At 37.9% G+C, this 17,447-nt stretch carries 14 protein-coding genes; 8 read left to right on the forward strand and 6 right to left on the reverse strand.

Annotation, left to right across the window (positions count from 1 at the left end; all coding sequences use genetic code 11):
• The first annotated feature begins 72 nt into the window (after positions 1–72).
• A complete protein-coding gene (locus AS4_RS14885; RefSeq protein WP_096734678.1) occupies positions 73–897 on the forward strand; it encodes an IclR family transcriptional regulator in 825 nt (274 codons plus the stop codon).
• A 414-nt stretch (positions 898–1,311) separates the two neighbouring features.
• On the opposite strand, the gene AS4_RS14895 is transcribed toward AS4_RS14885, so the two are convergent.
• Positions 1,312–2,094, reverse strand: a complete 783-nt coding sequence (locus AS4_RS14895; RefSeq protein ID WP_167468953.1) for a TorF family putative porin — start codon at positions 2,092–2,094, stop codon at positions 1,312–1,314.
• Between the two features lie 355 nt (positions 2,095–2,449).
• Between AS4_RS14895 and AS4_RS14900 the strand changes: the two genes are divergently transcribed.
• The gene (locus AS4_RS14900) at positions 2,450–2,692 is read left to right on the forward strand and encodes a hypothetical protein (RefSeq protein ID WP_197724418.1); all 243 of its coding nucleotides are present in this window, start codon (positions 2,450–2,452) and stop codon (positions 2,690–2,692) included.
• A 149-nt stretch (positions 2,693–2,841) separates the two neighbouring features.
• Here AS4_RS14900 and AS4_RS14905 read toward each other — a convergent pair whose 3' ends face one another.
• The 3 genes from AS4_RS14905 to AS4_RS14915 form a co-directional block, all read right to left on the reverse strand.
• Complete coding sequence (locus AS4_RS14905) at positions 2,842–3,786, reverse strand: helix-turn-helix domain-containing protein (RefSeq protein ID WP_126606936.1); 945 nt, start codon at positions 3,784–3,786, stop codon at positions 2,842–2,844.
• 248 nt (positions 3,787–4,034) lie between these two features.
• Positions 4,035–5,390: an aminotransferase class III-fold pyridoxal phosphate-dependent enzyme gene (locus AS4_RS14910; RefSeq protein ID WP_096734681.1), complete on the reverse strand. Its 1,356-nt coding sequence runs from the start codon at positions 5,388–5,390 to the stop codon at positions 4,035–4,037.
• Between the two features lie 26 nt (positions 5,391–5,416).
• The gene (locus AS4_RS14915; protein WP_096734682.1) at positions 5,417–6,841 is read right to left on the reverse strand and encodes an APC family permease; all 1,425 of its coding nucleotides are present in this window, start codon (positions 6,839–6,841) and stop codon (positions 5,417–5,419) included.
• Positions 6,842–7,388: 547 nt separating this feature from the next.
• Here AS4_RS14915 and AS4_RS14920 point away from each other — a divergent pair.
• The 4 genes from AS4_RS14920 (at position 7,389) to AS4_RS14935 (ending at position 11,519) form a co-directional block, all read left to right on the forward strand.
• On the forward strand, positions 7,389–8,018 hold the full coding sequence (locus AS4_RS14920; protein WP_126606938.1) for a TetR/AcrR family transcriptional regulator: 630 nt from the start codon (positions 7,389–7,391) through the stop codon (positions 8,016–8,018).
• Positions 8,019–8,064: 46 nt separating this feature from the next.
• Positions 8,065–8,907, forward strand: coding sequence for a phytanoyl-CoA dioxygenase family protein (locus AS4_RS14925; protein WP_096734683.1), 843 nt, complete (start codon positions 8,065–8,067; stop codon positions 8,905–8,907).
• A 241-nt stretch (positions 8,908–9,148) separates the two neighbouring features.
• On the forward strand, positions 9,149–10,507 hold the full coding sequence (locus tag AS4_RS14930; RefSeq protein WP_096734684.1) for an amino acid permease: 1,359 nt from the start codon (positions 9,149–9,151) through the stop codon (positions 10,505–10,507).
• Between the two features lie 235 nt (positions 10,508–10,742).
• Positions 10,743–11,519: an IclR family transcriptional regulator gene (locus tag AS4_RS14935; protein WP_004822909.1), complete on the forward strand. Its 777-nt coding sequence runs from the start codon at positions 10,743–10,745 to the stop codon at positions 11,517–11,519.
• Between the two features lie 55 nt (positions 11,520–11,574).
• Here the strand turns inward: AS4_RS14935 and AS4_RS14940 are convergent, their stop codons facing one another.
• Complete coding sequence (locus tag AS4_RS14940; protein WP_096734685.1) at positions 11,575–12,963, reverse strand: GntP family permease; 1,389 nt, start codon at positions 12,961–12,963, stop codon at positions 11,575–11,577.
• Positions 12,964–13,268: 305 nt separating this feature from the next.
• On the opposite strand from AS4_RS14940, the gene AS4_RS14945 reads away from it, so the two are divergent.
• Both AS4_RS14945 and AS4_RS14950 read left to right on the forward strand, forming a co-directional pair.
• Positions 13,269–14,429 carry an iron-containing alcohol dehydrogenase gene (locus tag AS4_RS14945; protein WP_096734686.1) on the forward strand — a complete coding sequence of 387 codons (1,161 nt, stop codon included), beginning with the start codon at positions 13,269–13,271 and terminating at the stop codon, positions 14,427–14,429.
• Positions 14,430–14,459: 30 nt separating this feature from the next.
• Positions 14,460–15,956 (forward strand): CoA-acylating methylmalonate-semialdehyde dehydrogenase, encoded by a 1,497-nt coding sequence (locus AS4_RS14950; RefSeq protein WP_096734687.1) that lies wholly within the window; start codon positions 14,460–14,462, stop codon positions 15,954–15,956.
• Positions 15,957–16,679: 723 nt separating this feature from the next.
• Here the strand turns inward: AS4_RS14950 and AS4_RS14955 are convergent.
• On the reverse strand, positions 16,680–17,330 hold the full coding sequence (locus AS4_RS14955) for a recombinase family protein (protein WP_227548083.1): 651 nt from the start codon (positions 17,328–17,330) through the stop codon (positions 16,680–16,682).
• Positions 17,331–17,447: the final 117 nt, after the last annotated feature.

Below are 17,447 nucleotides of genomic sequence, written 5' to 3' on the forward strand. Positions count from 1 at the left end.
ATATTTCAATTGACCAGATCGCATAACTCGTGAAAGATATAAAAAGTAATTTGCCGTTTTAATCGAGAAAATATGAATAGCAGTCTGGCCAGAATACTGAATGTACTCAACCTCTTTGGTCCTGAACAATTAGAAATTGATGCTGAACTCATCGCACAAAAGTTCGATTTATCAAGAACTTCCTCTTATCGCTATATCAAAGAATTATGTGATGCTGGGCTGATTGTAAAACGTGGGCCGGGCGGTTATGCCCTTGGCCCTCGTGTCATTGAGCTTGACTGGATGATGAGAAAATATGATCCAGTGCTAAGTACAGGCCGTCCATATCTAGAAAACTTAAGCCAAATTACTGGACTCACTGTTTTTGTCAGTGCTTTTTATGACAGTAAAATTATTAATACTTTTATTTTAAGCCCCAATAATGACATGCATTTTAGTTTTGGACGTGGACGACCTCTGCCACTGTTTAGGGGTGCACAGGCCAAAGTTTTGACTTCATATCGAAGTATAAAAAAAATTAAGCAACTGTATGAAACCCAAATTTCCAAAGATCCACTGAATATTTATTCACTTGAAGATGTATTAAAAATTTCCAAGAACATTCGTAAAAATGGCTATTGCGCAACCAATAATGAATTAAACGTTGGCAATATCGGGATCGCGGCCCCGATTTTTTCAGATTTTGATTCGAAAGAAGTGACTCATAGTGTCTGTGTTGTGGGCTCTGATCAACAATTTAATTTATTACGCCAAGAAACCATTATTGAGATTTTATTGGAGACTGCAAAAAATCTAACTCAATCGATTGTCTCATCTCCAAAACCGAAGCATCACTCAATCGAAGTGGATGAAATCCAAATTCAACGAGAAGAAGTTGAGCATCTAGAACAATACTAAAACCCCAAATAAGCATAAATTTTTAAATATACGGCGTTATCAGCGTAAGCACATAGCGACCGTATATTCCAGTTTTAAATGAACCGTTCATGTCTGGGATCTAGCGAGACTGAATTAATAAATCAGCACCTTTTTCAGCGATGGCAATCGTGGGTGCATTGGTATTGCCACTGGGTATACAATCAATCACGCTTGGTCGATCAACATCACTCACCAGTCAAACCTGTACCACAGATACTATAATTGAATTCTTTTATTTGCATAGATTATGCCCTCATGCAGCTTGATGATTAATTCATTAAATCCATATTGAATACTGATGCAATACTTTGTGACATTAGTTTCTTAGCAGAAATGAAAACAGATCTCGCTAAATTGATACAACGCTACCTCCTAAAAAAACAATACGATTGTTTAAAAATTCTTGGTCACACTGACATATAAGCGGTCATCAAATATATCCATTTGACTGTCAATATTATTGCCGACCCAAGCCAGCTCAGTGGTTACCCCTTTGTAGTCACCACGTACCCCCACTTTATAATCAAAGTAGCTGTCTTTCTTGCTATCTGGGACTGAGCCTAGCTGAAATTCAGCCACACTGTCCTGCTTGGTATAACCTGCCGAACCAAACAGTTGTACATTTTCAACAACAGGAAAGCTGTATTCACTACTAAAATAATATTCGTTGCCTGAACCAAAAAGATAATTCGGTGAATAGTAAACTGCTGCATTGAAGTTATCTTGCGCAACAAATGTACCTGCACGTTTGTACATCACCCCATATTCACCAAAATCAGCCGATTTTCCATTTGGGCTAAAATTTCCGCCGGGATAATTCACATCTGCATAAAAGAAATCCAGACTGTTTTTATCATCGATACGCCATGTATAACCCAGTATTGCATCTGCTTCTATGCTGCCCTCATTCGGTGTTGTTGCACTTGCCCCCCATAGCATTAAATAAGCACCTGATTGATGCGCCAAAATCAAGCCCCCTTGTACTGACAGTTTTTGATCCGACTTGGAAAAACCACGACTGCGATAATCAGAGGATAAGGTTAATGTTCCATGTACAGAAAACTGATCCATAAAGGTTTCTGGCTTGGATGTCCCTGTCTCTGCTTGAACTGTCTCTGCTTGTACAGCCTGTACACTTGCTATTGCCAGCATGGCAGCTAAAACTGAATGTTTCATATTGTTCTCCTTGCGTCCTTGTTGTTTTGCCTCATCACACTTCATCCTGAATTCCTGTGAGACGGCACCTTTACGATAGGTACATTTAAAATAATTATTCCCTATTACGGGATTTTATATATTTAAATCATAAAAAAGACAACAACTATTTTAAAATATTTTCATATTACGGTATTTTTTAAGATTCAATCCAATTAAATACAACAGCATAGGGCTTTAACCTAGCAACCCCACAAAAGTCTTATTTTTTAATTTTTATCAAAATAAAAGATTTTTACTTATTTACTATTATTTTTTTAAATTTATCAATATTAATGCCACATTATGGGATTTTTATTAAAAATGGATTTTAAACATGAAGCGAAAGAAAACCGGATTTTTCACAGATGAATGGTGCTTTTGGCACACCACAAGATTGCATGCATCAGTATTACGTGTAGGCGGATGGGTACAGTCCCCAGCAGCTACAGCGCATGGTGAATCATCAGAATCAAACCGCCGTTTTAAGAATTTATTGGATGTCTCTGGTTTAACCAAACAGTTGGAAACTCTTTCAGCCCTCCCAGCCAACGAAGAAGACTTAGCTCGCATAACATAAATCTCATTCATTGCAGTTAGCCAGCCAATTGACTGGCTTTGATATTTTTATTGATCTCAATGGAATTTCTAAACATTTCTTATGCTTTTTTATTGTGCGTGCTTTATTTTAAAATTCAGTAAAGTACATCAACCACAGCTCACATATTTTTATTTACACTGTGCCAATGTTTGCGATGGGGTTTCACCAAACAATTTTTTATAGTCTGTGGCAAATTGCGATAAATGCCAAAAGCCCCACGCACTGGCCACTTCACTGACCGAAACAGATGCAGCATTTTGAATAAAGCTACGTCTTACCCCATTGAGTCGTAAGTGTTTTAAAAACTGTGCCGGGCTTTGGCCAGTAATCAGTTCAAAACAATTTTGCAAAGTACGCCGTGAGGTATAGGTAAGCTGACACAACTCATCCATGGTTAAGGGATTATCCTGATAGGATTGCATCGCATCAAGTGCGCGTTGCACCACAATTTTTGCCTTACGCGCTGATAGACGAATCTCATTTTTTTGCTGTTGCAAGGCTTGAACATACCGAAAACCCAGATCTAAAATCTCGGACTTTACCTGTTGCATACAGACTAAATCTGCCCCATACGGATGTTTAGATACATGATTTAATAAAGCAGTCAGTTTAAAATAAATTTCTTGTGCCAAGGGCTGATGCGTCAACATACTTGCCCCTTGTGGAATCTCTCCTGCTTCTTCTAACAAAGACATGGGCAAACTCAAGGATACAAACGAAGATTGTTGTGGTGTTCGCATCATAATTTCACCGCCTTGGCATAATGAAATAATTTCTGCACCTTGTAATGCTTGCCCCATCCACAGTGCGGGGTCAGATAAATTGGAAAAAACACCTAAACACAATGAGTCGGCTTTGCCTTCTCCACTTTGGAAAGTTGAGGGACTAATTTTTTCTTCATAGATTTGAATATCATCCAGCCATAGTTCATTTAAATGACTTTCAAAATGACCTGACGAAAGTTGATCATAGGATAAAGACCAGTCCTTTAAAATCTGGGTATGTTGTAATGACTCTCTTATTTCAAAGCCATGCAACAAACCTGTCTTTACATCTGGTTCAACGACTAACATCCATGCCTCGCTTTTACCTAAAAATGCAAAAATTTTATTTTTAGATTTCAATTCGTCAAAGTTCAATTCATTAAATTTTAATCAAAAAATGAAATCTAACTTTTATTTTAAGTTGAATCGCTTAATTGGCAAGCCCTTAAATGTAACGTTTTCAATATTATATTTATAGGTTATTGAACAGATAAAACAGGATCAAAGTGTCACATACAGACATTTGATCCTGTTTTTAAACCGACAAATTTGCAGTGTTATACATCAACCTGTTCAAATGCAGTCTGTAATGCATTGAACAATAGATCACAGCCTGCTTGATCAATCACTAAAGGCGGAGCAAGCACGATTTTTGGCCCAACAGGTCGAACCACTGCGCCCGCATTACGGCAGGCCTCTGTAATACGCCAAGCCAAGTTATTATCAGGTGCAATAGATTCACGGGTGTTCTTATCTGAAACCAGATCAATTGCCAGCATCAAGCCTTTGCCACGTACATTACCAACAGATGGAAATTTTTCTTCAAAACTTTTTAATTGATTGAGTAAAACATTTCCCATTTTGTCAGCATTGGCAGGCAAGTCTTCTTTTTCAACAATATCGAGTACAGCCAAACCTGCCGCACAACCCAATGGATGTCCTCCATAGGTATAGCCCTGCATCAAAATCCCCCGATGATCTTTATTGTGTAAAAAGGCCTGTTCAATTCGATGATTAATCAAGGTTGCTGAAAGCGGTACATAGCCTGCGGTTAACGCCTTGGCAAATACCATAATGTCAGGTTTTACTCCCCAGCCTCGCGAACCAAACATATTGCCACTACGACCAAAGCCCGTAACCACTTCATCAGCAATCAGTAAAATTCCATATTTATCACAAATCTGCCGCACCAAAGGCCAGAAGTTTGCTGGAGGTACAATTACACCGCCTGCACCTTGCACAGGTTCCGCAATAAATGCCGCCACACTGTCTGGACCATAATATAAAATGTCTCGTTCCAGCTGTTCAGCCACCAACTGCCCTAATTGCTCAGGATCATCACAATTCCAAGGATTACGATACAACCACGGCGATTCAATCTGTGAGCAACCATCCAAAACAGGACCATAATTCATCCGATAAATAGATAAACCACCGACAGATGTCCCCCCGAAATGCACACCATGATAAGCATTTTTCAATGAGATAAAGCGGGTACGCTGCGGTTGTCCCTGTAAAATCCAATATTGACGCGCTATTTTTAATGCGGTTTCAACACCATCGGAACCACCTGTACCATAAAGTACCCGGGCCATATCTTCCTGAACTGTCATTTCAATCAGTTTATTGGATAAGGCTTCTGCTTTGGGGTGGCTCACACCATCGAATAACTGATAGTAGGCCAGTTCATCCATTTGTTGAGTAATGGCCTGTTTGACTTCAGTTCGGTTATGTCCAACATTGACACACCATAAACCAGCAAAGCCATCTAGCATTTTACGTCCCTGATCATCCCAGACAAAAAGTCCATCTCCTTTGACGATTCGTAATGGCACCTTGTTTTCCCAATTATTGGGATGGGTCATTGGATGCCAAAATTGATAATCTTTTGTTTGAACCATTGGACTATTCATACAGAAACTCCTTGTCTATTCGGACATTAAGAATGGATGACGATATTTGTGACATCTTCATATTTTTGCGGATTGATATGTTTTAAGACACGGGCTGTGATCATGCCAAAGATCATACAAGCCAGTAGTAACCACGGTAAAAACAGCACAACGGGAGAAGATGAACCACTCAGCATTTCCAGATTTGCAATTACTACATAGAGGATGACCAACATGCCCAATGCGGAAATAATGGGTGCGATCAATCGACTCCAGAGTGAAACCTGAAGGTGTTTATGTTGACGAAAATATTTAATCACAGCGCATGAAACACCGAACTGTAATACCATAATCGCCATACTTCCCAGAACAGATGCCCATGCAAAAATATTGATCATTGGGTCGAGTTTAAACAGCCCAAAAGTCACCAAGGCCGCAATCATAAAAATGCCTTGTGCAATACTGGCCATATAAGGTGTTTTATAAACAGCATGCGTTTTGGCTAATTTGGACCACAGCAAACCATCACGACTAATGGTAAATAGGTAACGGGATAATGAATTATGGAAAGCTTGTGTTGCGGCAAATAAACTGGTGATCAATAAAATTGAAATGACTTCAACCGCCCAACCACCGAGCAACTGCTCAGCCACGTTGTAAACATAAACACCGGGATCTTTGGCTGCTTCTGCGGCAATCTGACTTGCACCTGTATATTGCACAAATACCCATGATGTGAACGCATAGAAAACCGTGATTAAAATCACCGCAGTAAAGGTTGCTTTCGCCACAATTTTTTTAGGTTCTTTGCATTCTTCGGCATAAATTGCGGTGGCTTCAAAACCAATAAAAGAACAAATTGCAAACACCATAGCAATACCAAAATTGCCATTTAAAACAGTGCTTGGTTGAAAAGCGCTAAATTCCCATGTTCTTGGTTGAGTCATAAAGACGGCATCCATCAACAAGACTATGGCGATCTCAAGCAACATCAATACACCGAGGACTTTTCCACCAATTTCAACTTTAGCGATACCCAGACCAATGACCGCCATTTGCATAAATGCTGCATAGGCCCACCACGGTAAACTGCTACCAAAATGTCTGGTGACAAAGAGTTCGGTAAAGAAACCAAACATTGCACTACAAGAGAGTTGCATCGCTGCATAGGCAAGTAAAGCGACATTAAACCCTGCTAAACCACAGGTAAGCCCTAAGCCTTGGACAATATAAGAATAGAATGCGCCTGCATTGACCACATGACGGCTCATGGCAACCAGACCAAAACTAAAAATAAGTAGTAACGCACCTGCAACAACAAAAGTACCCGCGACACCTGCTCCATTGCCTGCCATAAAGGCCACGGGTAGGGCCCCAACTACACCAGTTAAGGGTGAAGCTGCAGCCACCACAAAGAACACAACGTACCACAGCCCTAAACTTCCTTTTTGTAATTTATATTCTTTTGACATGCTGATCTCCTTCCTTGATCATGTCTTGAGTCTATAAAGGAAAAACTTAAGAGTGTTATCAAAATATGGCAATTTTAGCGACCAAATTATCATGAGGTTGCTTGGAATGGGATATCCCTATTTTTGAAATAACAGTAGATAAAGTGAATGATGAGAAAGCTAAGGAAAGATTAAATGTGGAGATCTGGTCATTTCTAATCTAACTTAATTTCTTATAGGTCTAATAAATATTGAAAATATCATAGCTATAAAAATGCCCTTTTAAAAAGACTTTCCAAAATATTGAACAGAATAAATAAAAGTTAAATTCAAATAAAAACCATTCATTTTAAAGAGATCAATTAAAAATCTCTGCCACGTTTTTACTCTCTTATATTTGCTTTTTCCAATTATTTCTCACTAACAACACGGCCATTTACCCAGACTCAAGCTTGCTTTCGAGCTTATGGTAACGCCATTTCTCTAACTGATCTTGGCGCAATACTGTTGACAATTTCGCCAATAAAAACTAAATTGAATTCAATTCAGTTTTTCTAAGAATAAAATCATGGTCGAAAAAAAAATGGCGACTTACCAACGCTTGATCACTGCAGCAGAACAGGAATTGATTGCTAACAATGGACATATGGAGATCAGTGCCATCGCCAAAAGAGCGAATACATCAGCTGGGCTCACCTATCATCACTTTGGCTCAAAAACAGGTCTGATTGCCGCTGTTGTGGATCAATTTTATGAACCATTGAGAGCGCTTGCTTTGGGTGACAGCATTCCAACAAATATTGAATGGAGAGAACGCGAAAAAACCCGTACCAAAGCAATCATTGACTACTTCTATAATCACCCTCTAGCACCTTTAATTGCTGGGCGACTTGCCCGTGAACCTGAAGTGCTTGATATCGAACGTGCTCATATGGAGGCATTACTAGAAGCGGGTGCACGTAACATTGCTCAAGGACAGAAGTTGGGAATAATCAGTCCAGAGCTTAATCCGAATACAACGGTGGCAATGCTGATGGGAGGTCTACGTCTGGCGATTGATCAAGCCATCCTTGCCAAAGAAAGACCCTCAAATGTGGAATTATTCGAACAACTCTGGAATCTGACAAGCAATACCCTACAACTCAGCCCACTGTCATCTGGAGATACCAATAAAAAACCAAGGCAGGAAACAATATGAACTAACTGTTCCGTTCTGCCCAGCACGTTAAATCAAGGAGCTTGCAATGTCTAAATTAGATATTCATCAATATAATAAAAAGGATCACGCAAAGACCCATCGACAATTACAACCAGGGCCTGAGCGAAATACGCCAGAAATCCAACGAGATTTCCAAAGCTTAATGCGTGATGGTTATGTCATCATCAACAACCTGATCAGCAAAGAAACCTGCCAGCAAATTAAGCAAGAAGGCCTTGCCTTACTCGGTCAAACTGGACGTAACCCATTTGAAGGTCAACAAACCCAGCGTGTCTATAACGTTCTCTCAAAAACGCGAATCACTGATCAACTTGCCGTACATCCTCACATTCTTGGTCTTATGGATCGGCTATTCCAACCCAACTTCTTACTCTCTCAGAGTCAAATTATTAATATTCTTTCAGGTGAAGTCGCTCAAAGTCTGCATTATGATGATGCTTTTTATCGCCTCCCCCGTCCTCGTCAGCCACTTGGTGCTGCAACCGTCTGGGCAATTGATGATTTTACCAAAGACAATGGTGCAACAGTAATTATTCCTGGCAGTCACCGTTGGGGAGATGATCGTTTTGCACAAAGATCAGAAGCGATACCCGCAGTGATGCCTGCAGGTTCGGTGATCTTTTTTCTCGGTACGACTTGGCATGGTGGCGGTCAAAATCATTCGAAATCCTCACGCTTTGCGATTACTCATCAGTACTGTGAAGCCTATGTCCGACAACAAGAAAACTATTTGCTTGAACTTTCCAAAGATACGGTACGGTCGATTTCACCTGAACTTCAAGCCTTGGTTGGTTACTCAATTTACCCACCATTTATGGGAATGGTTGAGGGCATGCACCCACTGCGTACATTAGAGCAATCTGAATAAGCTTGTTTTATAAGTCTTTTTTAGACGTATAGATACCCCTCATCCTAGCCTTCTCCCAAAGCGAGAAGGCTCTTTCAATAGCAAAATGATTCACTCAACATGATCATATTTTGATAGATGGAAGCGTTCTAATATTCCAGTGTTCAATATCTTATAAAATTGCCTCAACAACATCGTTTTCAAACTAGGTTATCTATAGCCAATCTATTACAATGGCTTCTTTTATTCAGCACAGTATATTTTGAATCGCTCATCTTCCCAATTAAAACGTGGACTTAAAAATCGTCATATCCAATTGATCGCTATGGGTGGCGCTGTGGGTACAGGATTATTCTTAGGTTCTGCACAAGTCATCCAATCTGCTGGTCCTTCGATTATTTTAGGCTATGCCATCGTCGGTTTGATTGCATTTTTAATCATGCGTCAAATGGGTGAAATGATTGTAGAAGAACCTGTTGCTGGTTCATTCAGTTATTTTTCACAAAAATATTGGGGGAAATTTCCTGGTTTTTTATCTGGCTGGAATTACTGGGTAATGTATATTTTAGTCGCCATGACTGAACTTACAGCAGTGGCTAAATATGTGCATTATTGGTGGCCGCATATCCCCGCTTGGGTCTCTGCTTTATTTTTCTTTGTCATCGTGACTGGTTTTAATCTGGGCAATGTTAAATTTTATGGTGAATCAGAATTTTGGTTAGCCATTATCAAAGTTGTTGCTGTGATTTCAATGATTGTGTTTGGTTTATATCTTTTGCTCACAGCAGGTGCTGATTCAACTGCAACTGTGGCAAACCTCTGGCAACATGGTGGGTTTTTCCCACATGGTTTTTCAGGGTTGTTTTATATGCTGGCCTTTTTAATGTTTGCATTTGGCGGCATTGAATTGATTGGGATGACGGCTGCCGAAGCAGAAAATCCTGACAAAAGCATACCACAAGCTGTCAATCGCGTGATTTTCCGTATTTTGGTTTTTTATGTGGCTTCTCTTGCCATCATCATGTCATTAATTCCATGGAATCAACTTGATCTGGGTGGTTTAGATAAAAGTCCCTTTGTGATGATTTTCAGTCAACTGGGCTTAGGTTGGGCAGCACATCTACTTAATTTTATTATTCTAACTGCTGCGCTTTCGGTATATAACAGTGGTATGTATGCCAATAGTCGTATGCTGTATGGGCTTGCAGTACAAGGCAATGCACCAAAGATGTTTGCAAAAGTCAGCAAACAAGGTGTACCAATCACTGCGGTGATCTTCTCTTCTATACTGATTTTTGGTTGTGTGTTACTGAATTATTTTGTGCCTGAAGAAGCTCTAAGTCATCTGATGTATTTGGCTGTTGCTGCTCTGGTTTTAAACTGGGCACTGATTAGTTTTACCCATTTAAAATTTAAACGAGCCAAAAAGTTGGAGGGGACAAGGGTAAAATTTCCCTCATTGTTTTCACCCGTAAGTAATTATATTGTTTTAGTTTTTATCAGTATGATCCTATATATCATGTGGGTGCAAAACTTTAAAGAATCGGTCATTTTGATTCCAATCTGGATTATTGTGATGTTTGGATTATTTAAAATGTTGAGTTGGAATAAATCACGTTAATATTTTAAAGGCTTATTGAATCAAATAAGCCTTGAATAACACAAAACTTCTGGCTTGAGGGCTAAGTTGCTGCTTGTTCTCTTCTCATTCATGATGTGGATAAAATTTCGCATACTGAGAAAACCATGATTACGGTAAAGTATGGCAGATAAAAATTTCATATCTATAACATTCAAATGATAATATCCATAAGCTCAAGTGGGTATGAATGAAGCAGGGTCTTTTGGAAAATTTTATGACACAAGATACAAAACGAAATAAAGGTTCATCGATCACACGAGTACTTGAGATTTTAGAAGCCATTGGTGAAGCAAAACATCCCCCTTCTCCACTTGATCTCTCTTTAGCCCTTGATATTCCAAAGCCCAGTATTCATCGACTCATCCAACTATTGGAAAAAGAAGGTTATGTCAAAGTAGATTTACATGGTGGCTTGTTGGTGGGTGGAAGAGTCAAACAATTACTATTTAATGTTTGGGAAAATGAAAAATTTAGAATAGAACGGTTTTCTATTTTAGAAAAACTATCAAATAAGATTGGTGAAACCTGTGGTATAGCGATCTTACAAGATAATCATATGTTGTATGTAGACCGTATACAGACAAACTGGCCATTACAAGTATATTTACCCGTGGGCTCAACAGTGCCTGTCTGGTGTACCTCGAGTGGCAAACTTTTTTTAAGTCATTTATCCGCAGAAAAAAGGAAAAATATTCTAAAAAATATTCCAATCACCCAGTACACCAAAAATACCATTACAGATCTTAATCTGCTGGAATCTGAAATTCAGCGTATTGGCGTGACAAATTTAGGCACCGATAATGAAGAGTTTATCGCAGGGATGGTGGCCTGTTCAGTGCCTATACTCCATCCCAATGGTGAAATCATTGCTTGCTTATACACCCATGCGCCAAGTATTCGAAAATCATTAGATGACTTAATCAGCTATCAAGATGCATTAAGAGATGCAGCCAATGATTTAAACACTTATATTAAAAATTCAATCGATTAACTAATAAAAGCTAGCGACTTCGAATACCCAAGTCTCTAGCTTTAAAACTCAAGCATTAAAATGATCCAAAATAAGTACCCAGCGTAATCACCCCGATCAGTGCAAGCAGTGGAAAAATAACTGCGACCATAAACATGTCGTAATAGGACTGTTTATGCGTGAGACCGCAAAGCGCAATAATGGTAATCACAGCGCCGTTATGAGGAAGTGAATCTAAAGATCCAGAAGCCATAGAAGCAACTCTGTGCATTAATTCAGGTGAAATGCCAAATTGATGCGCCAGATTCATATAGGTTTCACCCATCGTATTTAATGCGATACTCAACCCTCCAGACGCAGAACCTGTGATCCCAGCCAGTACATTGACCAAAATTGCTTCGGAAACCAGCGGATTACTTGGCACTAAACCAACTAAAAAATCTTTTAAAATGACAAAACCTGCCAAAGATGCAATAACTGACCCATATCCCACTTCTGAGGCGGTATTAAAAATAGGTAAAAATGAAGAAGAAACACCATTTTGAATACTGTCTCGAATATCGTTAATCCGTTTCCAATTGAGCACAATAATGGCAATACATGCGATCACCAATGCTGTAATGATCGACCATAAACCAATCACAGAATTTAGACTGGTGTGACCAAATTGAGCCGTGGCCAAATATGAAGTATCCATACTTGGAAAAATCACTTTAGATAATATTAAATTCGATAAAATCACCAATACAATCGGGATCATTGCAATCAGTAAACTAGGATCTGAGTGGGTTAAAATTTCTTTATGCTGTTCAATATGATTGCCATAGCCTTCGCCTTGTTTTATCGAATGCTCGACTCTTCTATTCAGCCACCACATCCCCGTGATTAACATAAAAATCGAAGCAATGATGCCAAGCACAGGTGCAGCATATAGATCTGTTTTAAAATATGGCATTGGAATTGCGTTTTGAATCGCAGGTGTGCCAGGCAATGCGGTCATTGTAAAGGTTAATGCACCCAACATAATTGCCGCAGGAATGAGTCGTTTAGGAATACCTAGTTCTTTAAATAATGCTGAAGCAATTGGAAATACAGCAAAGCCCACCACAAAAAGCGAGACACCACCATAGGTTAAGATTGCACAGGAAATCACAATCGATAACATCGCGCGCTGATGCCCTAAACGTTCAACAAAAAAAATTGCGATTGTGCGAGCTGATCCACTGTCATCCATGAGTTTGCCAAAGACAGCGCCTAACAGAAAAAGTGGAAAATATTTAATGATGTACCCACCTAGACCACTCATAAATACTTGCGAATAAAACCCTAATAATTCATGCGTCATCCCACTCCAAATGACCGCAAACAGTGCAAGTACAGGCGCCAAAATAATGACACTAAAACCTTTGTAAGCTAAATACATCAGCAATACCAAGGACACTACTATTCCAAATAGTCCTATCATTCTAAACTCCATTTATTTAATTATATTGATACATAATGTATCGATATATATGTATAGCTAATTTTTAATGATGAATCTAGACAAAATTCTTTTCCACTTTAAAAAACAGATCAAACCACTGTTATTTATAAATAAATAATTTTATTTAAATAAAAATCGTAAAAAACCTGTTTACATATAATTTTATATTGATACGATACATATCAATATACAAATATTATAAAGCTAATTTACAGCATGCAACTTGGTCTTTTTTTAAATACAAAATGCATGTAAATGGAATGAAACTAAAATGGAGTTCGCTTATGTCACATACGATTTTGTTGCCCAGATTTCTTGAAGTCGGAAAAAATGCCCGAGAGAAAATTCCTTATATTTTAAAAAGCTTAGGATGTAATAAACCACTGATCATCACTGATCAAATGATGGTCAAGTTAGGCTATATCGCCGATATTCAAAAGATTCTTAAACATGAAAATATTGAAGCAGACTTTTTTGATCAAACCATTCCAGAACCCACCTCAAGTTCTATTGAAGCTGGGGTTCAGTTTATTCAAGCCCATCAATATGATTCAATTATTGCTGTGGGTGGTGGCAGTCCGATTGACAGTGCAAAAGCCATTGGCATCTTAGGTCGCTATGGTGGAAAAATCCGAGATTATAAGTTCCCTAGACAAGTCAACGAACAAGGATTACCAATTATTGCTGTTCCAACAACAGCAGGCACAGGTTCTGAAGCAACCAAATTCACGATCATTACTGATGATGAAAGTAATGAAAAAATGCTTTGTGTCGGTGCTGGTTTTATGCCCATTGCTGCGATTGTAGATTATGAACTGACGTTGAGTTTACCTGCCCGTACCACAGCAGATACGGGTATAGATGCTTTAACCCATGCGATTGAAGCCTATACCAGTAAAAAAGCCAATTTATATAGCGATACTCAAGCATTGGAAGCTATGCGCTTAATCGGCCCAAACCTTAAAAAAGTCTATTTTGATCCAAATGATAAAGCTGCCCGAGAAGCATTAATGCTGGGTGCAACATTGGCTGGTGTGGCTTTTAATAATGCATCTGTTGCCTTAGTTCATGGCATGAGTCGACCTATTGGCGCGTTTTTCCATGTCCCGCATGGTTTATCGAATGCCATGTTATTGCCCATGATTATTGAATATTCAATTCCGGCTGAACCTGAAAAATATGCGGACTGTGCCAAGGCCATGGGTGCTGCGCAGCAAAATGATTCTATTGAATCTGCCAATGCCAAGTTAATTGAAGCACTAAAAGACATTAATACATCCCTTCAAGTGCCAACTTTAGAAGCTTTTGGAGCAGATAAGCAATATTTTGACGAAGTTGTAAATACTATGGCAGAACAAGCACTTGCTTCAGGCTCACCAAGTAATAACCCTCGTCTTCCAACCAAACAAGAAATCGTAAAACTTTATCAGCAATTATGGTGTTAATTTTTAACCAAAATAAATCAGGAGATATCAATGAATACAATCGGACATTTTATTAATGGACAGCTTTCAACGGAAGCAAGTCGTAGCCAAAAAGTATTTAATCCAGCAACAGGTGAATCAAATTCTGCAGTGGCTATTGCCAGCCCAAAAACGGTACTTGATGCAATAGCAGCAGCAGAAAATGCCTTTCCTGCATGGCGTGATACCCCAGTGATCAAACGTGCGCGAGTTATGTTTAAGTTTAAAGAGTTGCTTGAAAAAAATGCCGATAAAATCTGTGAGCTGATTGGTTTAGAGCATGGCAAGATTTGCCATGATGCAGCTGGGGAATTACAGCGTGGCATTGAAAATGTTGAATATGCTTGCGGTGCACCCGAATTTTTAAAAGGTGAATTCTCCAAAAATGTTGGGCCGAATATTGACTCTTGGAGTGAATTTCAACCTTTAGGTGTCGTTGCAGGGATTACCCCATTTAACTTTCCTGTGATGGTGCCACTTTGGATGTTCCCAATGGCAATTGTCTGTGGCAACTGCTTTATTTTAAAACCTTCTGAGCGTGATCCATCTTCAACATTATATATTGCTCAATTACTAAAAGAAGCTGGACTTCCCGATGGTGTCTTTAATCTGGTGAATGGCGATAAAGTTGCAGTAGATACTCTTTTAAATGATCAGCGTATTCAAGCGGTTAGTTTTGTAGGCTCAACACCAATTGCTGAATATATTTATAAGACTGCAACGGCTGCGGGCAAACGTTGTCAAGCTTTAGGTGGGGCAAAAAATCATGCCATTATCATGTCTGATGCGGATGTTGATAATGTGGTGAATTCCCTACTTGGTGCTGCTTTTGGTTCCTCAGGTGAACGGTGTATGGCGCTTTCTGTTGCGGTTGCAGTCGGTGACGAAATTGCAGATACCGTCATTGCTAAACTTCAAAATGAAATCAGTAAATTAAAATTCGGGCATTATGCTGATAAAAATAATGATTTTGGACCTGTGATTACGGCTGAACATAAAGCTAAAGTGATTGGTTTTATCGACAGTGCTGAGCAACAAGGTGCAAAAATTGTTGTGGATGGCAGACAAGCAAGCGTTGGCGATTATCAAAATGGCTTTTTTGTGGGGCCAACCTTAATTGATCAAGTTACCCCCAATATGCACAGCTATCAACAGGAAATTTTTGGCCCTGTCTTACAAATTATGCGGGTAGAGACCATGCAACAAGCCATGGATCTGATTGATAATCATGAATATGGTAATGGAACATGCATTTATACCCGTGATGGAGAAGCAGCTCGTTATTTTTCTGATCATATAAAAGTGGGGATGGTCGGTATCAATGTTCCGTTGCCTGTACCTGTTGCTTATCACAGTTTTGGTGGTTGGAAACGTTCACTCTTTGGTGATTTATATGCATATGGCCCAGATGGTGTACGTTTTTATACACGCAGAAAAACCATTACCCAACGCTGGCCTTCTGCCAACATTCGTGAAAATAAACAGTTTGCAATGCCGACTTTAAATTAGGATGGTTAAAATTAAAACGATTAAAATTAAAGTGGCTCAAATTTATACAGTATATTGATCTATAAATTTAGACTGATTATTTGGGAAGTATCAACAGTATTTTTGATGCTTCCCAAATGTTTTAACCTCTAATTTTTAAAATATGCTTTTGACTTTAAAAAATCACATACAGATATTATTTTCATATAAACATTTTAAATTTAACAAATTTTAAATCCTTAAAATATAATCAACCAAATTTAAAAAAATAATCAACCAACCCTCCTTCAATATAACTTTACACCAAAATTAATTAAAACTATTTAAAACACACAATACTTCAATAGCAATATTTTAAATATCATAAATACAAAATAAAAGCCTCAACTTATAAAATAAATCTAGCTAAAATAAATAAATTATAAAAAATCTTCACCATACCTCAAAAAATCAATACTCTTGATCAAATAATGATTTATTTAGATCCAAATAATATAAATCAGAACCATATAAAAAAATAATCATTTTTCCCTCATTTTTAATTCCTTGAACCCTATAGCTAATCAAACCATTTATCGACTTAATTTCAATACTATAATGACTCATCAAATTTTTTGTATTTTTTTGATTTACTTGTCGCAACACATAAACCAATTGGACAATAATTGTTTTCTTAAAATCAGATCTTTTTTGCGCAATTGCAAATCTACTTATATGATTTTTTTGGAATTTTACGCCCCTTATTTACTTATCATCACTATTAATGACATCAGAGGATTTTAAAATTAAGCGTTGGATTACTGTTCGAGTAACTGAATAATGCTTAGCAATTGAATAAACTGTATGCCCTTTTTTAAATTTATCCAAGGCTTCTTTTTTTTGCTTATCACTTAAAATTTCTGGACGACCAACACGTTTTTTTGCTTTATTCATTATACTTTTTTTAGAAAAGCTAGATTTCTCTTCAAAATCAGAACATAACTTTAAAAAATGCATAAATAATTTCTTAAGATCTCCCACAATTTCATTTTTAGAAAACTCCAAACAAATTAATCGAATTTTTTTTTTAAAAATCAAATTTACACTTGAAGATACTTCGTTAAAGTTACCACCTAATGAATCAATTCCATTGATTAACAATAAATCTCCACTTTCCATTGCATAATTCACTAAATTAATAAATTTATTTCTATATTTTAATGATATACCCGCTTCAACCTCTTCAAAAATCACTCGCTTACTTGGTATTTCATAACCAGCGTTTGAAATACAGGAGGCATAATTATTGCCTTTTATAGACAGATCATCAACTCTAAAATATGCATAGACTCGCACAACAAATAACCCTCTTATAATTAAAAAATTATTATAATCTGATATTAATAAAAAAAACATGTGTTGAAAATTATATTCATGTTTTAAACACCGTTAATGATTTAAAAACATAAAATCAGAATGAAAACTTAAAAGCACAAAGAAACAGCACTATTAATTTAAGCACACGAAATATAA

It is taken from the genome of Acinetobacter guillouiae (assembly GCF_002370525.2).
GTDB classification, from domain to species: Bacteria; Pseudomonadota; Gammaproteobacteria; order Pseudomonadales; family Moraxellaceae; genus Acinetobacter; species Acinetobacter guillouiae.